General features: G+C 60.9%; 14 protein-coding genes and 1 pseudogene. 14 read left to right on the top strand and 1 reads right to left on the bottom strand.

The window, feature by feature from the left end; genetic code table 11:
• The 12 genes and pseudogenes from fabZ (at position 1) to ispD (ending at position 14,628) form a co-directional block, all read left to right on the top strand.
• Entirely contained in the window at positions 1-441 is a 441-nt protein-coding gene (gene fabZ, locus Q7C33_RS16130; RefSeq protein ID WP_003184897.1) for a 3-hydroxyacyl-ACP dehydratase FabZ, read from the top strand.
• On the top strand, positions 438-1,214 hold the full coding sequence (lpxA, locus tag Q7C33_RS16125) for an acyl-ACP--UDP-N-acetylglucosamine O-acyltransferase (protein WP_030139482.1): 777 nt from the start codon (positions 438-440) through the stop codon (positions 1,212-1,214). Before fabZ ends, lpxA begins: the two co-directional genes overlap by 4 nt.
• Positions 1,215-1,216: 2 nt before the next feature.
• Complete coding sequence (lpxB, locus tag Q7C33_RS16120; RefSeq protein WP_407683770.1) at positions 1,217-2,347, top strand: lipid-A-disaccharide synthase; 1,131 nt, start codon at positions 1,217-1,219, stop codon at positions 2,345-2,347.
• A complete protein-coding gene (gene rnhB / locus Q7C33_RS16115) occupies positions 2,344-2,997 on the top strand; it encodes a ribonuclease HII (protein WP_030139480.1) in 654 nt (217 codons plus the stop codon). Before lpxB ends, rnhB begins: the two co-directional genes overlap by 4 nt.
• Before the next feature lie 195 nt (positions 2,998-3,192).
• On the top strand, positions 3,193-6,714 hold the full coding sequence (gene dnaE / locus Q7C33_RS16110) for a DNA polymerase III subunit alpha (protein WP_407683769.1): 3,522 nt from the start codon (positions 3,193-3,195) through the stop codon (positions 6,712-6,714).
• A gap of 150 nt (positions 6,715-6,864) precedes the next feature.
• Complete coding sequence (locus tag Q7C33_RS16105; RefSeq protein ID WP_024779026.1) at positions 6,865-7,812, top strand: acetyl-CoA carboxylase carboxyltransferase subunit alpha; 948 nt, start codon at positions 6,865-6,867, stop codon at positions 7,810-7,812.
• A 134-nt stretch (positions 7,813-7,946) separates the two neighbouring features.
• A pseudogene (gene tilS / locus Q7C33_RS16100) lies at positions 7,947-9,276 on the top strand (tRNA lysidine(34) synthetase TilS).
• Between the two features lie 274 nt (positions 9,277-9,550).
• Positions 9,551-11,182: a CTP synthase gene (locus tag Q7C33_RS16095; RefSeq protein ID WP_030139477.1), complete on the top strand. Its 1,632-nt coding sequence runs from the start codon at positions 9,551-9,553 to the stop codon at positions 11,180-11,182.
• Between the two features lie 4 nt (positions 11,183-11,186).
• Positions 11,187-12,032: a 3-deoxy-8-phosphooctulonate synthase gene (kdsA, locus tag Q7C33_RS16090; RefSeq protein WP_030139476.1), complete on the top strand. Its 846-nt coding sequence runs from the start codon at positions 11,187-11,189 to the stop codon at positions 12,030-12,032.
• Between the two features lie 152 nt (positions 12,033-12,184).
• Positions 12,185-13,474, top strand: coding sequence for a phosphopyruvate hydratase (gene eno / locus Q7C33_RS16085; RefSeq protein ID WP_030139475.1), 1,290 nt, complete (start codon positions 12,185-12,187; stop codon positions 13,472-13,474).
• A gap of 171 nt (positions 13,475-13,645) precedes the next feature.
• On the top strand, positions 13,646-13,924 hold the full coding sequence (gene ftsB / locus Q7C33_RS16080) for a cell division protein FtsB (protein WP_030139474.1): 279 nt from the start codon (positions 13,646-13,648) through the stop codon (positions 13,922-13,924).
• Complete coding sequence (ispD, locus tag Q7C33_RS16075) at positions 13,921-14,628, top strand: 2-C-methyl-D-erythritol 4-phosphate cytidylyltransferase (RefSeq protein WP_030139473.1); 708 nt, start codon at positions 13,921-13,923, stop codon at positions 14,626-14,628. The genes ftsB and ispD overlap by 4 nt, the downstream gene beginning before the upstream one ends.
• Positions 14,629-14,795: 167 nt before the next feature.
• On the opposite strand, the gene Q7C33_RS16070 is transcribed toward ispD, so the two are convergent.
• The gene (locus tag Q7C33_RS16070) at positions 14,796-15,692 is read right to left on the bottom strand and encodes a LysR substrate-binding domain-containing protein (RefSeq protein ID WP_407683768.1); all 897 of its coding nucleotides are present in this window, start codon (positions 15,690-15,692) and stop codon (positions 14,796-14,798) included.
• A 107-nt stretch (positions 15,693-15,799) separates the two neighbouring features.
• On the opposite strand from Q7C33_RS16070, the gene Q7C33_RS16065 reads away from it, so the two are divergent.
• A complete protein-coding gene (locus tag Q7C33_RS16065; protein ID WP_030139471.1) occupies positions 15,800-16,912 on the top strand; it encodes an S-(hydroxymethyl)glutathione dehydrogenase/class III alcohol dehydrogenase in 1,113 nt (370 codons plus the stop codon).
• Between the two features lie 86 nt (positions 16,913-16,998).
• On the top strand, positions 16,999-17,850 hold the full coding sequence (gene fghA, locus Q7C33_RS16060) for an S-formylglutathione hydrolase (RefSeq protein WP_407683814.1): 852 nt from the start codon (positions 16,999-17,001) through the stop codon (positions 17,848-17,850).
• Positions 17,851-17,888 lie beyond the last annotated feature (38 nt).

Below are 17,888 nucleotides of genomic sequence, written 5' to 3'. Positions count from 1 at the left end.
ATGATGGACATCAACGAGATTCGCGAATACCTGCCTCACCGTTACCCGTTCCTGCTGGTGGATCGGGTCGTGGACCTGGATGTTGAAGGCAAGCGCATTCGCGCCTACAAGAATGTCAGCATCAACGAACCGTTCTTCAATGGCCACTTCCCCGCGCATCCAATCATGCCGGGCGTGTTGATCATCGAAGCGATGGCTCAGGCTGCCGGGATCCTTGGTTTCAAAATGCTCGACGTGAAGCCTGCCGATGGCACGCTCTACTACTTCGTCGGCTCCGACAAGCTGCGCTTTCGCCAGCCAGTGACCCCGGGCGATCAATTGATCCTCGAGGCCAAGTTCATCAGTTGCAAGCGCCAGATCTGGAAGTTCGAATGCCAGGCCTCGGTCGATGGCAAGCCGGTCTGCTCCGCTGAAATCATCTGCGCGGAACGCAAACTATGAGTTTGATTGACCCTCGCGCAATCATCGATCCGTCGGCCGTGCTGGCCGCCGATGTCGAGGTTGGCCCTTGGTCGATCATCGGCGCAGGTGTGGAAATCGGCGAGGGCACGGTGATCGGCCCCCACGTAATTCTCAAGGGGCCGACCCGAATCGGCCGGCACAATCGCATCTACCAGTTTTCATCGGTAGGCGAGGACACGCCCGATCTGAAATACAAAGGTGAAGAAACCCGCCTGGTCATCGGCGATCACAACGTGATCCGCGAAGGCGTGACGATTCACCGTGGCACCGTCCAGGACCGTTCCGAAACGACACTGGGCGACCATAACCTGATCATGGCCTATGCCCACATCGGCCACGACAGCGTCATCGGCAACCATTGCATCCTGGTCAACAACACTGCGTTGGCCGGCCATGTGCACGTGGATGACTGGGCGATCCTGTCCGGCTTCACCCTGGTCCACCAGTATTGCCATATCGGTGCCCATAGTTTCTCCGGCATGGGCACGGCCATCGGCAAGGACGTTCCCGCATACGTCACCGTGTTCGGTAACCCGGCCGAAGCCCGCAGCATGAACTTCGAGGGCATGCGTCGTCGTGGCTTCAGCGAAGAGGCGATTACGGCGCTGCGCCGCGCCTACAAGGTGGTCTATCGCCAGGGCCTGACGGTCGAGCAGGCGCTGGCCGAACTGGCCGAAGCGTCGACGCAGTTCCCGGAAGTCGCGATATTCCGTGATTCCATCCAGTCATCGACTCGCGGCATCACGCGCTGACCATGGCTAATCTGCGTATCGCGCTGGTGGCGGGGGAGGCTTCCGGTGACATTCTGGGTGCCGGTCTGATGCGTGCGCTCAAGGCGCAGCATCCCGCAGTCGAATTCATCGGGGTTGGTGGGCCATTGATGCAGGCCGAAGGGCTGGAGTCCTACTTCCCCATGGAGCGCCTGTCAGTCATGGGCCTGGTGGAAGTGCTCGGTCGCTTGCGGGAGCTGCTGGCCCGGCGCAAGAAGCTGATCCAGACGCTGATCGAAGAAAAACCGGACGTCTTCATCGGTATCGATGCGCCGGATTTCACCCTCAATATCGAACTCAAATTGCGCCAGGCGGGTATCAAGACCGTGCATTACGTCAGCCCGTCGGTCTGGGCCTGGCGGCAGAAACGCGTGTTGAAGATCCGCGAAGGTTGCGACCTGATGCTGACGCTGCTGCCGTTCGAAGCCCGTTTCTACGAAGAAAAAGGCGTGCCGGTGCGGTTTGTCGGACACACCCTGGCCGATACCATTCCCCTGGAGGCGGACCGCGCGGCGGCGCGCCAGGCGTTGAACCTGCCTGCAGGGCCGCTGGTGGCATTGATGCCCGGCAGTCGCGGTGGCGAGGTCAGTCGCCTGGGCGGCTTGTTCTTCGACGCCGCTGAACGCCTGCGGGCGATGCGGCCCGGTGTACGTTTTGTTCTGCCGTGTGCCAGTCCGCAGCGGCGAGTCCAGCTCGAAGCGTTGCTGGCCGGGCGCGATTTGCCGGTTACCTTGCTCGACGGCCAATCCCATCAAGCACTGGCCGCTTGTGATGCGGTGTTGATTGCGTCAGGCACTGCTACCCTTGAAGCGTTGTTGTACAAACGCCCAATGGTGGTCGCCTATCGCCTGGCGCCGCTGACGTTCTGGATTCTCAAGCGCATGGTCAAGAGCCCTTACGTTTCCTTGCCCAATCTCCTGGCCCAGCGCCTGCTGGTCCCTGAGCTGCTGCAAGACGACGCGACCGCCGAGGCGCTGGCCACCACGCTGTCGCCCTTGATCGACGGCGGCGAGGAACAGACCCGGGGTTTTGACGAAATTCACCGTACCCTGCGTCGCGATGCCTCCAACCAGGCGGCTGGCGCGGTACTGACCCTGATTGGCGCAAAACCATGAGCAACGTAAAGCTACAGATGGGCCTGGACTTCAACCTGGTCGCTGAAGTCGAAGAACTCGTCGCCGGTGTCGATGAAGTCGGGCGTGGGCCTTTGTGCGGTGCGGTGGTGACGGCGGCGGTGATCCTTGATCCGAACCGGCCGATCCTGGGGCTGGATGATTCCAAGAAACTCACCGAGGCCCGTCGCGAGAAGCTCTACGACGAAATCTGCGAAAAGGCCCTGAGCTGGTGCATCGCCCGGGCCGAAGTCGAAGAAATCGATGAGCTCAATATCCTGCACGCCACCATGCTCGCCATGCAGCGTGCGGTGCAGGGGCTGCATATCACGCCGAAGCTGGCGATGATCGACGGCAATCGTTGCCCGAAACTGTCGATGCGCGCCGAAGCGGTCATCCAGGGCGACGGCAAAGTGCCGGCCATCGCGGCGGCTTCGATCCTGGCCAAGGTCAGTCGTGATCGGGAAATGGCCGCGTTCGAGCTGATCTATCCAGGCTATGGCATCGGCAGCCACAAGGGTTATCCGACCCCCGTCCACCTGGAAGCCCTGGCGCGCCTTGGCCCGACGCCGATTCATCGGCGATCGTTTGCCCCGGTTAGGCTGGCTTATGAAGCTCGGGATGGGTTGATCGTGAGCGAGGGGTTCACCTGATTCATCGTGGCGAGGGAGCTTGCTCCCGCTTGGGTGCGAAGCGCCCATAAGAAGGGGGCTGCCGCGCAGCCCAGCGGGAGCAAGCTCCCTCGCCACGGGTTCAATCCTCAAGAGAATGGGTTGCTGGCTGATGTTTTACCCAAGGCCCGGTACAATCCGGGCCTTGTTGTTTTCATGACTTAACGCAGGATCACTATGCCGGCTTCATTCGTTCATCTACGCCTGCACACTGAATATTCCCTGGTCGACGGTCTGGTGCGGATCAAGCCCCTGGTCAAGACGCTGGTGGGCATGAACATGCCTGCCGTGGCCGTTACCGACCAGAACAACATGTGTTCGCTGGTCAAGTTCTACAAGAACGCCATGGGCGCCGGGATCAAGCCGATCTGCGGCGCCGACCTGTGGCTGGCGAACAAGGACCCGGACGCGCCGCTGAGCCGGATCAGCCTGCTGGTGATGAACGCCTTGGGCTACCGCAACCTCACCGAGCTGATTTCCCGCGGCTTTATCGACGGCCAGCGCAATGGCTCGATCATCATCGAGCGCGAGTGGGTGGCCGAGGCCAGCGAAGGGCTGATCATGCTGTCGGCGGCCAAGGAGGGTGAAATCGGCCAGGCCCTGCTCAGCGGCAATGTCGAAGAAGCCGAACAACTGGCCCACGACTGGATGGCCGTGTTCCAGGATCGCTTCTACATCGAAGTGCAGCGCACCAACCGTCCCAATGACGAAGAACACCTGCACGCCGCTGTAGCCCTGGCCGACAAGCTCGGTGCGCCGCTGGTGGCGACCAACGACGTGCGGTTCATCAAGCAGGAAGATTTCGAGGCCCACGAAACCCGCGTCTGCATCGGTGAAGGCCGGGCCCTCGACGACCCCCGTCGGCCGAAAAACTACAGCGACCAGCAATACCTCAAGAGCGCCGAGGAAATGGCGGAGCTGTTCAGCGACTTGCCCGAAGCGCTGGAGAACACCGTCGAGATCGCCAAGCGTTGCAACATCGAAGTGAAGCTGGGCAAGCACTTCCTGCCCAACTTCCCGATTCCCGATGGGATGACCATCGATGAATATTTCCGCAAGGTCTCGTTCGACGGCCTCGAAGAACGCCTGAGCGTCCTGCTGCCCAAGGACACCACTGAAGATTACGAAGCCAAGCGCCAGGTCTATGTCGATCGGTTGAATTTCGAGCTGGATATCATCATCCAGATGGGGTTCCCCGGTTACTTCCTGATCGTGATGGACTTTATCCAGTGGGCCAAGAGCAACGGCGTGCCCGTTGGCCCTGGCCGGGGGTCGGGTGCCGGTTCGCTGGTGGCCTACGTGCAGAAGATCACCGACCTCGACCCGCTGGAATATGACCTGCTGTTCGAACGTTTCCTCAACCCGGAACGGGTTTCCATGCCCGACTTCGACGTCGACTTCTGCATGGACGGCCGCGACCGGGTGATCGACTACGTGGCCGAGAAATACGGCCGCAACGCGGTGAGCCAGATCATTACCTTCGGTTCCATGGCTGCCAAGGCTGTGGTGCGCGACGTGGCGCGGGTGCAGGGCAAGTCCTACGGACTGGCGGATCGCCTGTCGAAGATGATCCCGTTCGAAGTCGGCATGACCCTGGAAAAAGCCTACGAGCAGGAAGAAATCCTGCGGGACTTCATCAAGGTCGATGAGGAAGCTGCGGAAATCTGGGAGATGGCCCGCAAGCTCGAAGGCGTGGTGCGTAACGTCGGCAAGCACGCCGGTGGCGTGGTGATCGCGCCGACCAAGCTGACTGACTTCTCGCCGATCTATTGCGATGAAGAGGGCGACGGCCTGGTCACCCAGTTCGACAAGGATGACGTCGAGGCGGCGGGCCTGGTGAAGTTCGACTTCCTCGGCCTGCGGACCCTGACCATCATCGACTGGGCGCTGAAAACCATCAACCGCGACCGGGCCAAGGTTGGCGAAGAGCCGCTGGACATCGCCTTCATTCCGCTGGACGACAAGCCGACCTACAGCCTGTTGCAGAAAGCCGAAACCACCGCGGTGTTCCAGCTTGAATCCCGAGGCATGAAGGAGCTGATCAAGAAGCTCAAGCCCGACTGCCTGGAAGACCTGATCGCACTGGTGGCCCTGTTCCGTCCGGGGCCGCTGCAGTCGGGCATGGTGGATGACTTCATCAACCGTAAGCACGGTCGCGCCGAGCTGGCGTACCCGCACCCCGACTACCAGTACGAAGGCTTGAAGCCGGTACTGGCACCGACCTACGGCATCATCCTGTATCAGGAACAGGTGATGCAGATTGCCCAGGTGATGGCCGGCTACACCCTCGGTGGCGCGGACATGCTGCGTCGAGCCATGGGTAAGAAAAAACCCGAGGAGATGGCCAAGCAGCGCGGTGGCTTCATCGAAGGTTGCGCGAACAACGGCATCGATGCGGACCTGGCGGGCAACATTTTCGACTTGGTGGAAAAGTTCGCCGGCTACGGCTTCAACAAATCCCACTCCGCCGCCTATGGCCTGGTCTCGTACCAGACCGCATGGTTGAAGGCACACTACCCGGCGCCGTTCATGGCGGCGGTGTTGTCGGCGGATATGCACAACACCGACAAGGTCGTGACCTTGATCGAAGAAGTGCGGACCATGAAGCTGCGCCTCGACGCGCCGGACGTGAACGCTTCGGAGTTCAAGTTCACGGTGAACGACGAAGGCCGCATCATCTATGGCCTCGGCGCGATCAAGGGCGTGGGTGAAGGCCCGGTGGAGGCGATTACCGAAGCGCGCCAGGACGGGCCATTCAAGGATCTGTTCGATTTCTGCGCGCGGGTTGACCTCAAGCGCATCAACAAGCGCACCCTCGACGGTTTGATCCGCAGCGGCGCGCTGGACCGCCTGGGGCCTTATTTCCACGATGAGCCGAAGGCCTACCAGGCCAACATCGATCGCAATCGCGCGGTGTTGCTGGCGGCGATGGAAGAAGCGATCAAGGCCGCCGAACAGACCGCCCGCACCCATGACAGCGGCCATGCCGACCTGTTTGGCGGGCTGTTCGTCGAGGAAGACGCCGACGTCTATGGCAATCATCGCAAGGCCAAGGAACTGACCCTCAAGGAGCGCCTCAAGGGTGAGAAAGACACCTTGGGCCTGTACCTGACCGGTCACCCGATCGACGAATACGAAGGCGAGATCCGCCGCTTCGCCCGCCAGCGCATCATCGACCTGAAGCCGGCTCGCGACACGCAAACGGTCGCCGGCATGATCATCGCCCTGCGGGTGATGAAAAACAAAAAAGGCGACAAGATGGGTTTCATCACCCTGGACGACCGCTCCGGGCGCATCGAGGCGTCGTTGTTCGCCGATGCGTTCCATTCCGCGCAGTCGTTGTTGCAGACCGATGCGATGGTCGTCGTGGAAGGGGAAGTCAGTAACGACGACTTCTCCGGTGGCCTGCGGCTGCGGGTCAAGCGCGTGATGAGCATGGAGGATGCCCGTACCAACCTGGCCGAGAGCCTGCGCCTGAAGTTGCAAACCCAGGATCTGAAAGGCGATCAGCTACGCTGGCTGGGCGAGTTGTTCAAGCGCCATCGCGGTGCTTGTCCGATCACCATGGAGTATGTACGACCCGACGCCAAGGCCGTGCTGCAGTTCGGCGAAGGTTGGCGGATCGATCCGGCGGATGCGTTGATTCAAGCCTTGCGTGACCAGTTCGGCAAAGACAACGTCTTCCTCCAATACCGTTGACGGCCAGGGGCCACTTCCGTATTCGGAGCGCCCCTGACCTCGACTCGAATTTTTAATCTCGACCTGAACGCGCCTCTCCCTTAAGGTAGGGCGCGAATAGACAACCGGCCGGCCCAAGCTCTCTTGGACGTCGACCCAAGACGGACGCCTATGAACCCGAATTTTCTAGATTTCGAACAGCCGATCGCCGACCTTCAAGCCAAGATCGAAGAGTTGCGCTTGGTCGGTAACGACAATTCGCTGAATATTGGCGATGAAATCTCTCGGCTGCAGGACAAGAGCCGCACGCTGACCGAAGACATCTTCGGCAAGCTGACCAGCTGGCAGATCGCGCGTCTGGCGCGTCACCCGCGTCGTCCCTATACCCTGGACTACATCGACCACATCTTTACCGAGTTCGATGAGCTGCACGGCGACCGTCACTTCTCCGACGACGCCGCGATCGTCGGCGGCGTTGCCCGCCTGGACGACCAGCCGGTGATGGTGATCGGTCACCAGAAGGGCCGCGAAGTGCGCGAGAAGGTGCGTCGCAACTTCGGCATGCCGCGTCCGGAAGGCTACCGCAAGGCCTGCCGCCTGATGGAAATGGCCGAACGCTTCAAGATGCCGATCCTGACCTTCATCGACACCCCGGGCGCTTACCCAGGCATCGACGCCGAAGAGCGCAACCAGAGCGAAGCGATCGCCTGGAACCTGCGCGTCATGGCCCGCCTGAAAACCCCGATCATCGCCACCGTGATCGGCGAAGGCGGTTCGGGCGGTGCGTTGGCCATCGGTGTCTGCGATCAGTTGAACATGCTGCAATACTCCACCTACGCGGTGATCTCGCCGGAAGGCTGCGCCTCTATCCTCTGGAAAACCGCCGAGAAGGCGCCGGATGCCGCTGAAGCCATGGGCATCACCGCTGAGCGTCTCAAAGGCCTGGGCATCGTTGATAAAGTGATCAACGAGCCAGTGGGCGGCGCCCACCGTGACCCGGCTGCGGCCGCTGCGCTGATTCGCGCGGAGCTGAGTTCGCAGCTGTCGATGCTCAAGAAGTTCGACAACGACGCGTTGCTGGCCCGTCGTTATGAGCGGTTGATGAGCTACGGCCTCTGATCCAAGCGTTGTACCCTGTGTGGGAGCGAGCTTGCTCGCGATGGCGGTTTAACATTCAACCGATAAGTTGACTGATACACCGCCATCGCGAGCAAGCTCGCTCCCACATTTGATTGGTGTGAAGGCAAGTTTCCATGAATCAGCCCAGGATTGATCTGCCAACCCGGCTCCTCACACAGCTATCTCCCTGGCGCAACGCCGCCCACTGGCGCATCGCCTTCTCCGGTGGCCTCGATTCCACCGTCCTGCTGCACCTGCTCGTTTCCCTGGCCAAAAACCAAGCCCTGCCACCGCTCAGCGCCATCCATATCCATCATGGTCTCCAGGTCGTGGCCGAGGCGTGGCCGGAACATTGTCGCAGGGTCTGCGAGGCCCTTGGGGTGCCGCTTGAAGTGGTCAGCGTTGAGGTCCGGCCAGGCGCCAGTGTCGAGCGCGCCGCCCGGGATGCGCGTTACGCGGCTTTCACCGCCGCGACACAAGACAACGAAGTACTGCTCACCGCCCAGCACCGGGACGATCAAGCCGAGACCCTGCTGTTTCGTTTGCTGCGTGGGGCGGGCGCGCGAGGCCTCGCGGCGATGCCGAGGCAGCGACCACTGGGCCGGGGACATTTGCTGCGACCATTGCTCGATGTATCCCGCGTGGAGTTGGAGGCCTATGCCAGCCGGCATGGCTTGAGCTGGGTCGAGGACCCTTCCAACGATGACCATCGTTACGCCCGCAATTTCCTGCGCCAACGGGTCTTTCCGGTCTTGGCCGAGCAGTGGCCCCAGGCATCGATGACCCTCGCCCGCAGCGCCGCGCACCTGAGCGAGGCGCAAGGCTTGCTGGACGAGTTGGCGCAGATCGATCTGGAGCGTGCCATGAGCGCCAGCGCGTTCGACTGGCTCGGGTTACGGTCTCTTGAGCTGGCGCCCTTGCGCGCTTTGTCTGCGGCCCGCCAGCGCAACGCATTGAGTCATTGGCTGGCACCGGTGACTAAGCTTCCCGACAGTGATCATTGGGTGGGCTGGGACTCGTTGCGTGACGCCAGGGGCGATGGCCATCCGGTCTGGCGACTGGCGGACGGAGAATTGCACCGGACCGGCGGACGCATCTGGTGGTTATCCGACCATTGGCGACAGCCGGTCTCGGGTCCGATTGAATGGCCTGAGGTCGATCGGCCATTGTTGCTGCCGGGTAATGGTCGGGTAATTCTTCTTGGCGCAGCCCCCTCGGGAGCGCTTTGCATCCGCTATCGCCAGGGCGGTGAAATCATGGAATTGCCGGGACGCGGGCACCGGGATCTCAAGCGTTTGCTCAACGAAAACGGCGTGCCGGCGTTCGTACGTGGCCGTTTGCCGCTCCTGTATCGGGGCGAGCAATTGCTGGGGTTGGCCAGCCTTCAGGGATTCGATCGGGGGACTGATGGCAGTTGGCAACTGACCTGGCAGCCATGAAAGCCAAGATCTGGGTTTGAGCTGAAAGGGGCTTTCCGGTAGACTACGCTCCCTTCTTGATACAACTTCTGTGGATTCGCCTGAATTGCAGGAGTTGCCGATTACCAAGCAGTCTTTGCTGGGCGATTCCAAAAAATGTGTAGCGAACAACGTACCGGTGATTTCACCTCCGGTCTGTCCCGACGCGGCGGTTTTTTTGAAAGGTGCACTGTGATTAATGCAGGTGATCGGGGGCTTCGGCCTTCCTTCGCTTTCCCCGGCGGCTCGGACCGCTTTAACGCAGACTTCTAGGGTTTTTCATGACGCGCTACATATTCGTCACGGGCGGTGTTGTTTCTTCATTGGGGAAAGGCATTGCCTCGGCTTCATTGGCGGCCATCCTGGAGGCGCGGGGACTTAAGGTCACCATGCTCAAGCTGGACCCGTACATCAACGTCGACCCGGGCACCATGAGCCCGTTCCAGCACGGTGAAGTGTTCGTCACCCACGACGGCGCCGAGACCGACCTGGACCTGGGCCACTACGAGCGGTTCATCCGCACGACCATGACCCAGAACAACAACTTCACCACCGGCCGTGTCTACGAGCACGTCCTGCGCAAAGAGCGTCGTGGTGACTACCTTGGCGCAACCATCCAGGTCATCCCGCACATCACCGACGAAATCAAGCGCCGCATCATCAAGGGTGCCGGCGACGCGGACGTGGCGATGGTCGAGATCGGCGGCACTGTGGGCGACATCGAGTCCCAGCCGTTCCTTGAAGCCATCCGCCAGTTGCGTTTCGAAATCGGTGCCAAGCGCGCGATGCTGATGCACCTGACCCTGGTGCCGTACATCGCCACCGCCGGCGAAACCAAGACCAAGCCAACCCAGCACTCGGTCAAGGAACTGCGTTCCATCGGCCTGCAGCCGGACGTGCTGATCTGCCGCTCCGATCACCCGATCGACATCTCCTCGCGTCGCAAGATCGCCCAGTTCACCAACGTGGAAGAACGTGCGGTCATCGGCCTGGAAGACGCCGACACCATCTACAAGATCCCGGGCATCCTGCACTCCCAGGGCCTCGATGACTTCGTTGTCGAGCGCTTCGGCCTGCAATGCGCCAGCGCCGACCTGTCCGAGTGGGACGCCGTGGTCGATGCCAAGCTCAATCCAGAGCACGAAGTCACCATCGCCATGGTCGGCAAGTACATGGAGCTGCTGGACGCCTACAAGTCGCTGATCGAAGCGATGAGTCATGCCGGCATCAGCAACCGCACCAAGGTCAACCTGCGCTACATCGACTCCGAAGACATCGAGAACCAGGGCACCGGCCTGCTCGAAGGCGCCGATGCGATCCTCGTACCGGGCGGCTTTGGCCTGCGCGGCGTGGAAGGCAAGATCACCGCCGTGCAATACGCCCGCGAGAACAAGGTGCCGTACCTGGGCATCTGCCTCGGGATGCAAGTGGCGGTCATCGAGTTCGCCCGTAACGTGATGGGCTGGAAAGACGCCAACTCCACCGAATTCGATCGTGCCAGTGGCCACCCGGTCGTGGGCCTGATCACCGAGTGGGAAGATGCCACCGGCGCCGTCGAAGTGCGTACCGAAAGCTCGGACCTGGGCGGCACCATGCGCCTCGGCGCGCAGGAATGCCTGCTCGAAGCCGGCTCCAAGGTGCACGATTGCTACGCCAAGGACGTGATCGTCGAGCGTCATCGCCACCGCTACGAAGTGAACAACAACCTGCTGCCACAACTGATCGAAGCCGGCCTGAAGATTTCCGGTCGTTCCGGTGACGGTGCACTGGTTGAAGTGGTCGAGGCTGCGGACCATCCATGGTTCGTCGCCTGCCAGTTCCACCCGGAGTTCACTTCGACACCGCGCGACGGTCACCCGCTGTTCAGTGGTTTCGTGAAAGCCGCTTTGGCTCAACACCAGAAAAAGGCATAAGACGATGGCCCAGAAGATCATCCGCGTTGGCGACATCGAGATTGCCAACGACAAACCCATGGTGCTGTTTGGCGGCATGAACGTGCTGGAAAGCCGCGACATGGCGATGCAGGTCTGCGAGGAGTATGTGAAGGTTACCCAGAAACTGGGTATTCCATACGTCTTCAAGGCCAGCTTCGACAAGGCCAACCGTTCGTCGGTGACTTCCTACCGTGGTCCGGGCCTGGAAGAGGGGATGCGGATTTTCCAGGACATCAAGCAAGCCTTCGGCGTGCCGATCATCACCGACGTCCACGAGCCTGACCAGGCCGCGGTGGTCGCCGAGGTCTGCGACATCATCCAGTTGCCGGCCTTCCTGTCGCGCCAGACCGACCTGGTGGTCGCGATGGCCAAGACCGGCGCGGTGATCAATATCAAGAAAGCCCAGTTCCTCGCGCCCCAGGAAATGAAACACATCCTGAGCAAATGCGAAGAGGCCGGCAACGACCAGTTGATCCTCTGCGAGCGTGGTTCAAGCTTCGGCTACAACAACCTCGTGGTGGACATGCTCGGCTTCGGCATCATGAAGCAGTTCGAGTACCCGGTATTCTTCGACGTGACCCACGCGCTGCAAATGCCTGGCGGTCGCTCCGATTCCGCGGGTGGTCGTCGCGCCCAGGTCACCGACCTGGCCAAGGCCGGCATGAGCCAGTCCCTGGCTGGCCTGTTCCTTGAAGCCCACCCTGACCCTGACAACGCCAAGTGCGACGGCCCTTGTGCCTTGCGCTTGAACAAGCTGGAACCTTTCCTGTCTCAGCTCAAGTCGCTGGATGAGCTGGTCAAGGGTTTTCCGACGATAGAAACCGCGTAACGCGATTTTCTCCGGTAAAGTACCGCTCGATAAACGCTCTGGCCTGCGGGCCGGGCGTTGTCGTCGGCAAGCCTGCCCGCTGCTCTATCCCGCCGACGATAAAGATTTCCTCTCGCTGCGTCGTTTTCGTCAACTTTGGAGTGTTTACAACAATGGCAAAAATCGTCGACATCAAAGGTCGTGAAGTTCTCGACTCCCGTGGCAACCCCACTGTCGAAGCGGACGTGCTTCTCGACAACGGCATCATCGGCAGCGCCTGCGCGCCGTCCGGTGCTTCCACTGGCTCGCGCGAAGCGCTGGAGCTGCGTGATGGCGACAAGAGCCGTTACCTGGGCAAGGGCGTGTTGAAGGCCGTCGCCAACATCAACGGCCCGATCCGTGACCTGTTGCTGGGCAAGGACCCTGCCGACCAGAAAGCCCTCGATCACGCCATGATCAAGCTCGACGGTACCGAAAACAAAGCCACCCTGGGCGCCAACGCGATCCTCGCCGTGTCCCTGGCCGCTGCCAAGGCCGCTGCCCAGGACCAGGACCTGCCGCTGTACGCGCACATCGCCAACCTCAACGGTACGCCGGGCGTGTACTCGATGCCGGTACCAATGATGAACATCATCAACGGCGGCGAGCATGCCGATAACAACGTCGACATCCAGGAATTCATGGTGCAGCCGGTGGGTGCCAAGACCTTCTCCGAAGGCCTGCGCATGGGCACCGAGATTTTCCATCACCTCAAGGCCGTGCTGAAGGCCCGTGGCCTGAGCACCGCCGTTGGCGACGAAGGCGGTTTCGCACCGAACCTGGCGTCCAACGAAGATGCACTGAAAGTGATCTCCGAAGCCGTGGCCAACGCTGGCTACAAGCTGGGCACCGACGTGACCCTGGCCCTGGACTGCGCCGCCAGTGAGTTCTTCGAAGACGGCAAGTACAACTTGTCCGGCGAAGGCCAGGTGTTCACCGCCGAAGGTTTCGCCGACTACCTCAAGGGCCTGACCGAACGCTACCCGATCATCTCCATCGAAGACGGCCTGGACGAGTCCGACTGGGCGGGCTGGAAAATCCTCACCGACAAGATCGGCGAGAAAACCCAGCTGGTGGGTGACGACCTGTTCGTGACCAACACCAAGATCCTGAAAGAAGGCATCGACAAGAAGATCGCCAACTCGATCCTGATCAAGTTCAACCAGATCGGCACCCTGACCGAAACCCTGGAAGCCATCCAGATGGCCAAGGCCGCCGGTTATACCGCCGTGATCTCCCACCGCTCGGGTGAAACCGAAGACTCGACCATTGCCGACCTGGCCGTGGGCACCGCGGCGGGCCAGATCAAGACCGGTTCGCTGTGCCGCTCCGACCGCGTTTCCAAGTACAACCAACTGCTGCGCATCGAAGAGCAGTTGAACGGCAAGGCCAAGTACAACGGTCGCGCCGAGTTTCGCGGTTAAGCTGTAAATGATAAAAAGACAGCGGATTGCGTCGCAAAGGTCGCCAAGGTGGCGGTTTTGCCTCTAATCTGATGCCTTATCAAGCACAAGCCTGGATCTTCCAGGCTTCGTGCTATCAGACGCTTCAAAGTTTGGCATGGCGGTCTTTTTTCACTGGATACCTGATATTCGATGCGCAGTCCCAATTGGTTGTTTCTCGTCTTGCTCTTGTTGCTGGCCGGCCTGCAGTACCGCCTTTGGGTGGGTAATGGCAGCTTGGCGCAGGTGGCCGAGTTGACTCAGCAAATTGCCGACCAGCACGCCGAAAACGAGGCATTGCTGGAGCGTAACCGAGTGATGGACGCCGAAGTGATGGAACTGAAAAAAGGCATGGAGACCGTCGAAGAGCGGGCTCGCCATGAATTGGGCATGGTGAAAGAGGGCGAAACCCTCTATCAACTGGCCCAATGAGCATTCGTTTACCGGCCTTTTGGGCCGTGATTCCTGCCGCGGGCGTTGGTGCTCGCATGGCCGCGGACCGTCCCAAGCAATACCTGCAGTTGGGCGGACGCACAATTCTCGAACACAGCCTTGGCTGTTTCCTCGATCACCCGACCGTCCAGGGCGTGGTGGTCAGCGTGGCATCTGACGATCCCTATTGGCCGACACTGGCCTGTGCCAGCGATCCGCGTATCCAGCGTGTGGATGGCGGTGAGCAGCGTTCGGGTTCGGTGCTCAATGCGTTGCTGCACCTTCACGAGCAGGGCGCCGACGATTTCGATTGGGTGCTGGTACACGACGCCGCGCGGCCGAACCTGGCCCGGGACGATCTTGATAACTTGCTCCATGAGCTGGCGAACGATCCGGTCGGCGGCCTGCTGGGTGTGCCGGCGCGCGATACCCTCAAGCGCGTCGACAAGCATGGCCGCGTGCTGGAAACGGTCGATCGCAGCGTGGTCTGGCAAGCCTACACGCCACAAATGTTCCGCCTCGGCGCCTTGCATCGAGCCCTGGCCGACAGCCTGGTGGCGGATGCAGTGATTACCGACGAAGCGTCCGCCATGGAATGGGCGGGGCAGGCGCCTCGGTTGATCGAAGGACGGGCGGATAACATCAAGGTGACCCGGCCAGAAGACCTGGAGTGGTTGCGCCAGCGGTGGGCGAATCGGCGTTAAGCTGGATCTGTTTCCTCGTTGGATCGTCATTGTCTGGGCCGGCGCCATCGCGAGCAAGCTCGCTCCCACAGGGTTATCGTCGAGTGATGGATGTGTGTTCACACCGGTCCACTGTGGGAGCGAGCTTGCTCGCGATGGCGTCATCCCGGACAACAAAAAAACCACTGTCACCCCCGATATTCAGGCCGCTCAGCCAAGCCCCCCTTCAAATAATCCACCAACTTGCGCACCTTCGGCGACAGATGCCGTTGCTGCGGGTACAACGCCCACACCGCCGTATTCGGTGGCTGATGAGCCTCCAGCAGCGAAATCAACGCACCGCTGTTCAAATGCTCCAGCACGTAATAGTCCGGCAACTGGCACAAACCCACGCCTTGAAGCGCTGCATCAAGTACCGCTTGCCCACTGTTACAACGCCAGTTTCCCTGTACTCGCTGGGAAAATTCCCGCCCATTCTGCTCCAGTTGCCACATGTCGGAGCTGCCGATCAGGCAGTTGTGGCGGCTCAGTTCCGACAAGCTGTGGGGGCGACCATAACGTTCCAGGTAGGAGGGCGAAGCGCAAAGGTACATGCGTCGCGGTGCCAAGCGTGCGGCGACCAAGCGTGAGTCCTGCAGGCGGCCGAGGCGAATCGCCAGGTCCAGGCCTTCGTGGACGAGGTCCAACTGGCGATTGCTCAATTCTATGTCCACCCGCAATTGCGGATATAGGCCCATGAATCGCGTCACCAACGGCACGATAAACCGTTCGCCGTAAGCCACGGCACAGGTCATGCGCAGCATGCCCTTGGGCTCGCTGGTCAGGTCGCCGACGGCCCGCAGTGCTTCCTCGCGTCCATCCTGGAGGCGCTGGCAGTGCTGCAAAAAGGTTTGCCCGGCTTCGGTCAACGTCACACGGCGGGTGCTGCGGTAGAGCAGTCGTGTCTGTAGACGCTCTTCAAGCCGTACGATTTGTCGGCTGATATGGGAAGACGAAACCCCGAGCCGTTCCGCGGCGGCGGTGAATTGGCTGCATTCGGCCACGGCCACAAACTCGTCGATACCTTCCCAGCGGTTATCCGACATGGAGGATTATCCCTGTATGGCAATAATGTTTTGCTTTTAGCCGGATTATTCATCGTCTGGTGGCGGATTACACTCCTTGTCTCGTTTTTATTTGCTGGAGTATCCGGATGATCAAGTCACGCGCCGCCGTTGCCTTCGAGGCCAAGAAACCCCTGGAAATCGTCGAGGTCGACGTGGCCATGCCCAAGGCGGGCGAAGTGCTGTTGCGCGTGGTGGCTTCCGGTGTCTGCCACACCGATGCCTACACCCTGTCGGGCGCCGACCCGGAAGGGATTTTTCCGTCGATCCTCGGCCACGAAGGCGGCGCCATTGTCGAGGCCATCGGCGAAGGCGTGACGTCGGTGGCGGTGGGCGACCATGTGATTCCGCTGTACACGCCGGAGTGCGGCCAGTGCAAATTCTGCAAGTCGGGCAAGACCAACCTCTGCCAGGCTATTCGCGCCACCCAGGGCAAAGGCTTGATGCCGGACGGTACGTCGCGCTTTTCCTACAAGGGCGAGACGATTTTCCACTACATGGGCACCTCGACGTTCTCTGAGTACACCGTGCTGCCGGAAATCTCCGTTGCGAAGATTCCAAAAGAAGCGCCGCTGGAAAAGGTCTGCCTGCTGGGTTGTGGCGTCACCACGGGTATCGGCGCTGTGCTGAACACCGCCAAGGTCAAGCCGGGTGACACTGTGGCGATCTTCGGCCTGGGCGGCATCGGCCTTTCGGCCGTGATTGGCGCCGTGAAGGCCAAGGCCGCGCGCATCATCGCCATCGACATCAACCCGGCCAAATTCGAAATCGCCAAACAACTGGGCGCCACTGATTGCGTCAACCCGAAAGACTTCGACCGTCCGATCCAGGAAGTCATCGTCGACATGACGGACGGCGGCGTGGATTTTTCCTTCGAATGCATCGGCAATGTCCAGTTGATGCGTGCCGCGCTGGAGTGCTGCCACAAGGGCTGGGGCGAGTCGGTGATCATCGGCGTGGCCGGGGCCGGCCAGGAGATTGCCACCCGTCCATTCCAACTGGTGACCGGGCGCGTCTGGCGTGGTTCGGCGTTTGGCGGCGTGCGCGGTCGCACTGAGTTGCCGAGCTATGTGGACATGGCCGAAAAGGGCGAGATTCCGCTGGACACTTTCATCACCCACACCATGGGCCTGGAAGACATCAACAAGGCGTTCGACCTGATGCACGAAGGCAAGAGCATCCGTACCGTCATTCATTTTTAAGGAGCAGCCGCAAGCTTCAAGCCATAAGCCGCAAGTCGGTTCACCTCCCTCTTGCAGCTTAAAGCTTGCCGCTTGCAACTGATGTATTGCCCATGAGTCTGGAAAACATCTCTTGCCAGAAAAGCTTCGGCGGCTGGCATAAGCGTTACCGGCACCGTTCCGAAGTGCTCGGTTGTGACATGGTGTTTGCCGTGTACCTGCCGCCGCAAGCCGAGCAGGGCGGCAAGCTTCCGGTGCTGTATTGGCTGTCCGGGCTGACCTGCACCGACGAGAACTTCATGCAAAAGGCCGGTGCCCAGCGCATGGCCGCCGAGCTGGGGCTGATCATCGTCGCGCCCGACACCAGCCCCCGTGGCGCCGACGTGCCGGGCGATCCGGACGGTGCGTGGGACTTCGGCCTGGGGGCGGGGTTCTATCTGAACGCCACGCAGGATCCTTGGGCGCGGCACTATCGGATGCATGACTACGTCGTGCAGGAATTGCCGACACTGGTCGAAGCGCATTTCCCGGCTTCGGATAAACGTGGCATCAGCGGTCATTCCATGGGCGGTCATGGCGCACTTGTGTGCGCCTTGCGCAACCCTGGGCGTTACCGTTCGGTGTCGGCCTTTTCGCCGATCAACAATCCGATGGACTGCCCATGGGGGCAGAAAGCGTTTTCTCGCTACCTTGGGGAAGATCGCTCGAAATGGCGCGAGTGGGATGCGTGCGCGTTGATCGCCGAGGCGGGCGAAAAGCTGCCGCTGCTGGTGGACCAGGGGGATCGCGATGACTTCCTCGCCAGCCAACTCAAGCCCGAGGCCTTGCAGCAAGCGGCGAAAGCGGCCGGCCATCCATTGGAACTGCGCCTGCAACCGGGCTATGACCACAGCTATTTCTTCATCGCCAGTTTCATCGGTGAACACTTGCAACATCATGCACGCGCTCTAAACGCCTAATGCAGGTAGAATCACGCCCTGACAAAAATCGGGGCGTT

The sequence above is a fragment of the Pseudomonas sp. BP11-1-1 genome (assembly GCF_052112105.1).
Classification (GTDB): domain Bacteria; phylum Pseudomonadota; class Gammaproteobacteria; order Pseudomonadales; family Pseudomonadaceae; genus Aquipseudomonas; species Aquipseudomonas alvandae.
The sequence above is the reverse complement of the archived record's forward strand: the minus strand, read 5'-3'. Positions and strand labels throughout refer to the sequence as shown.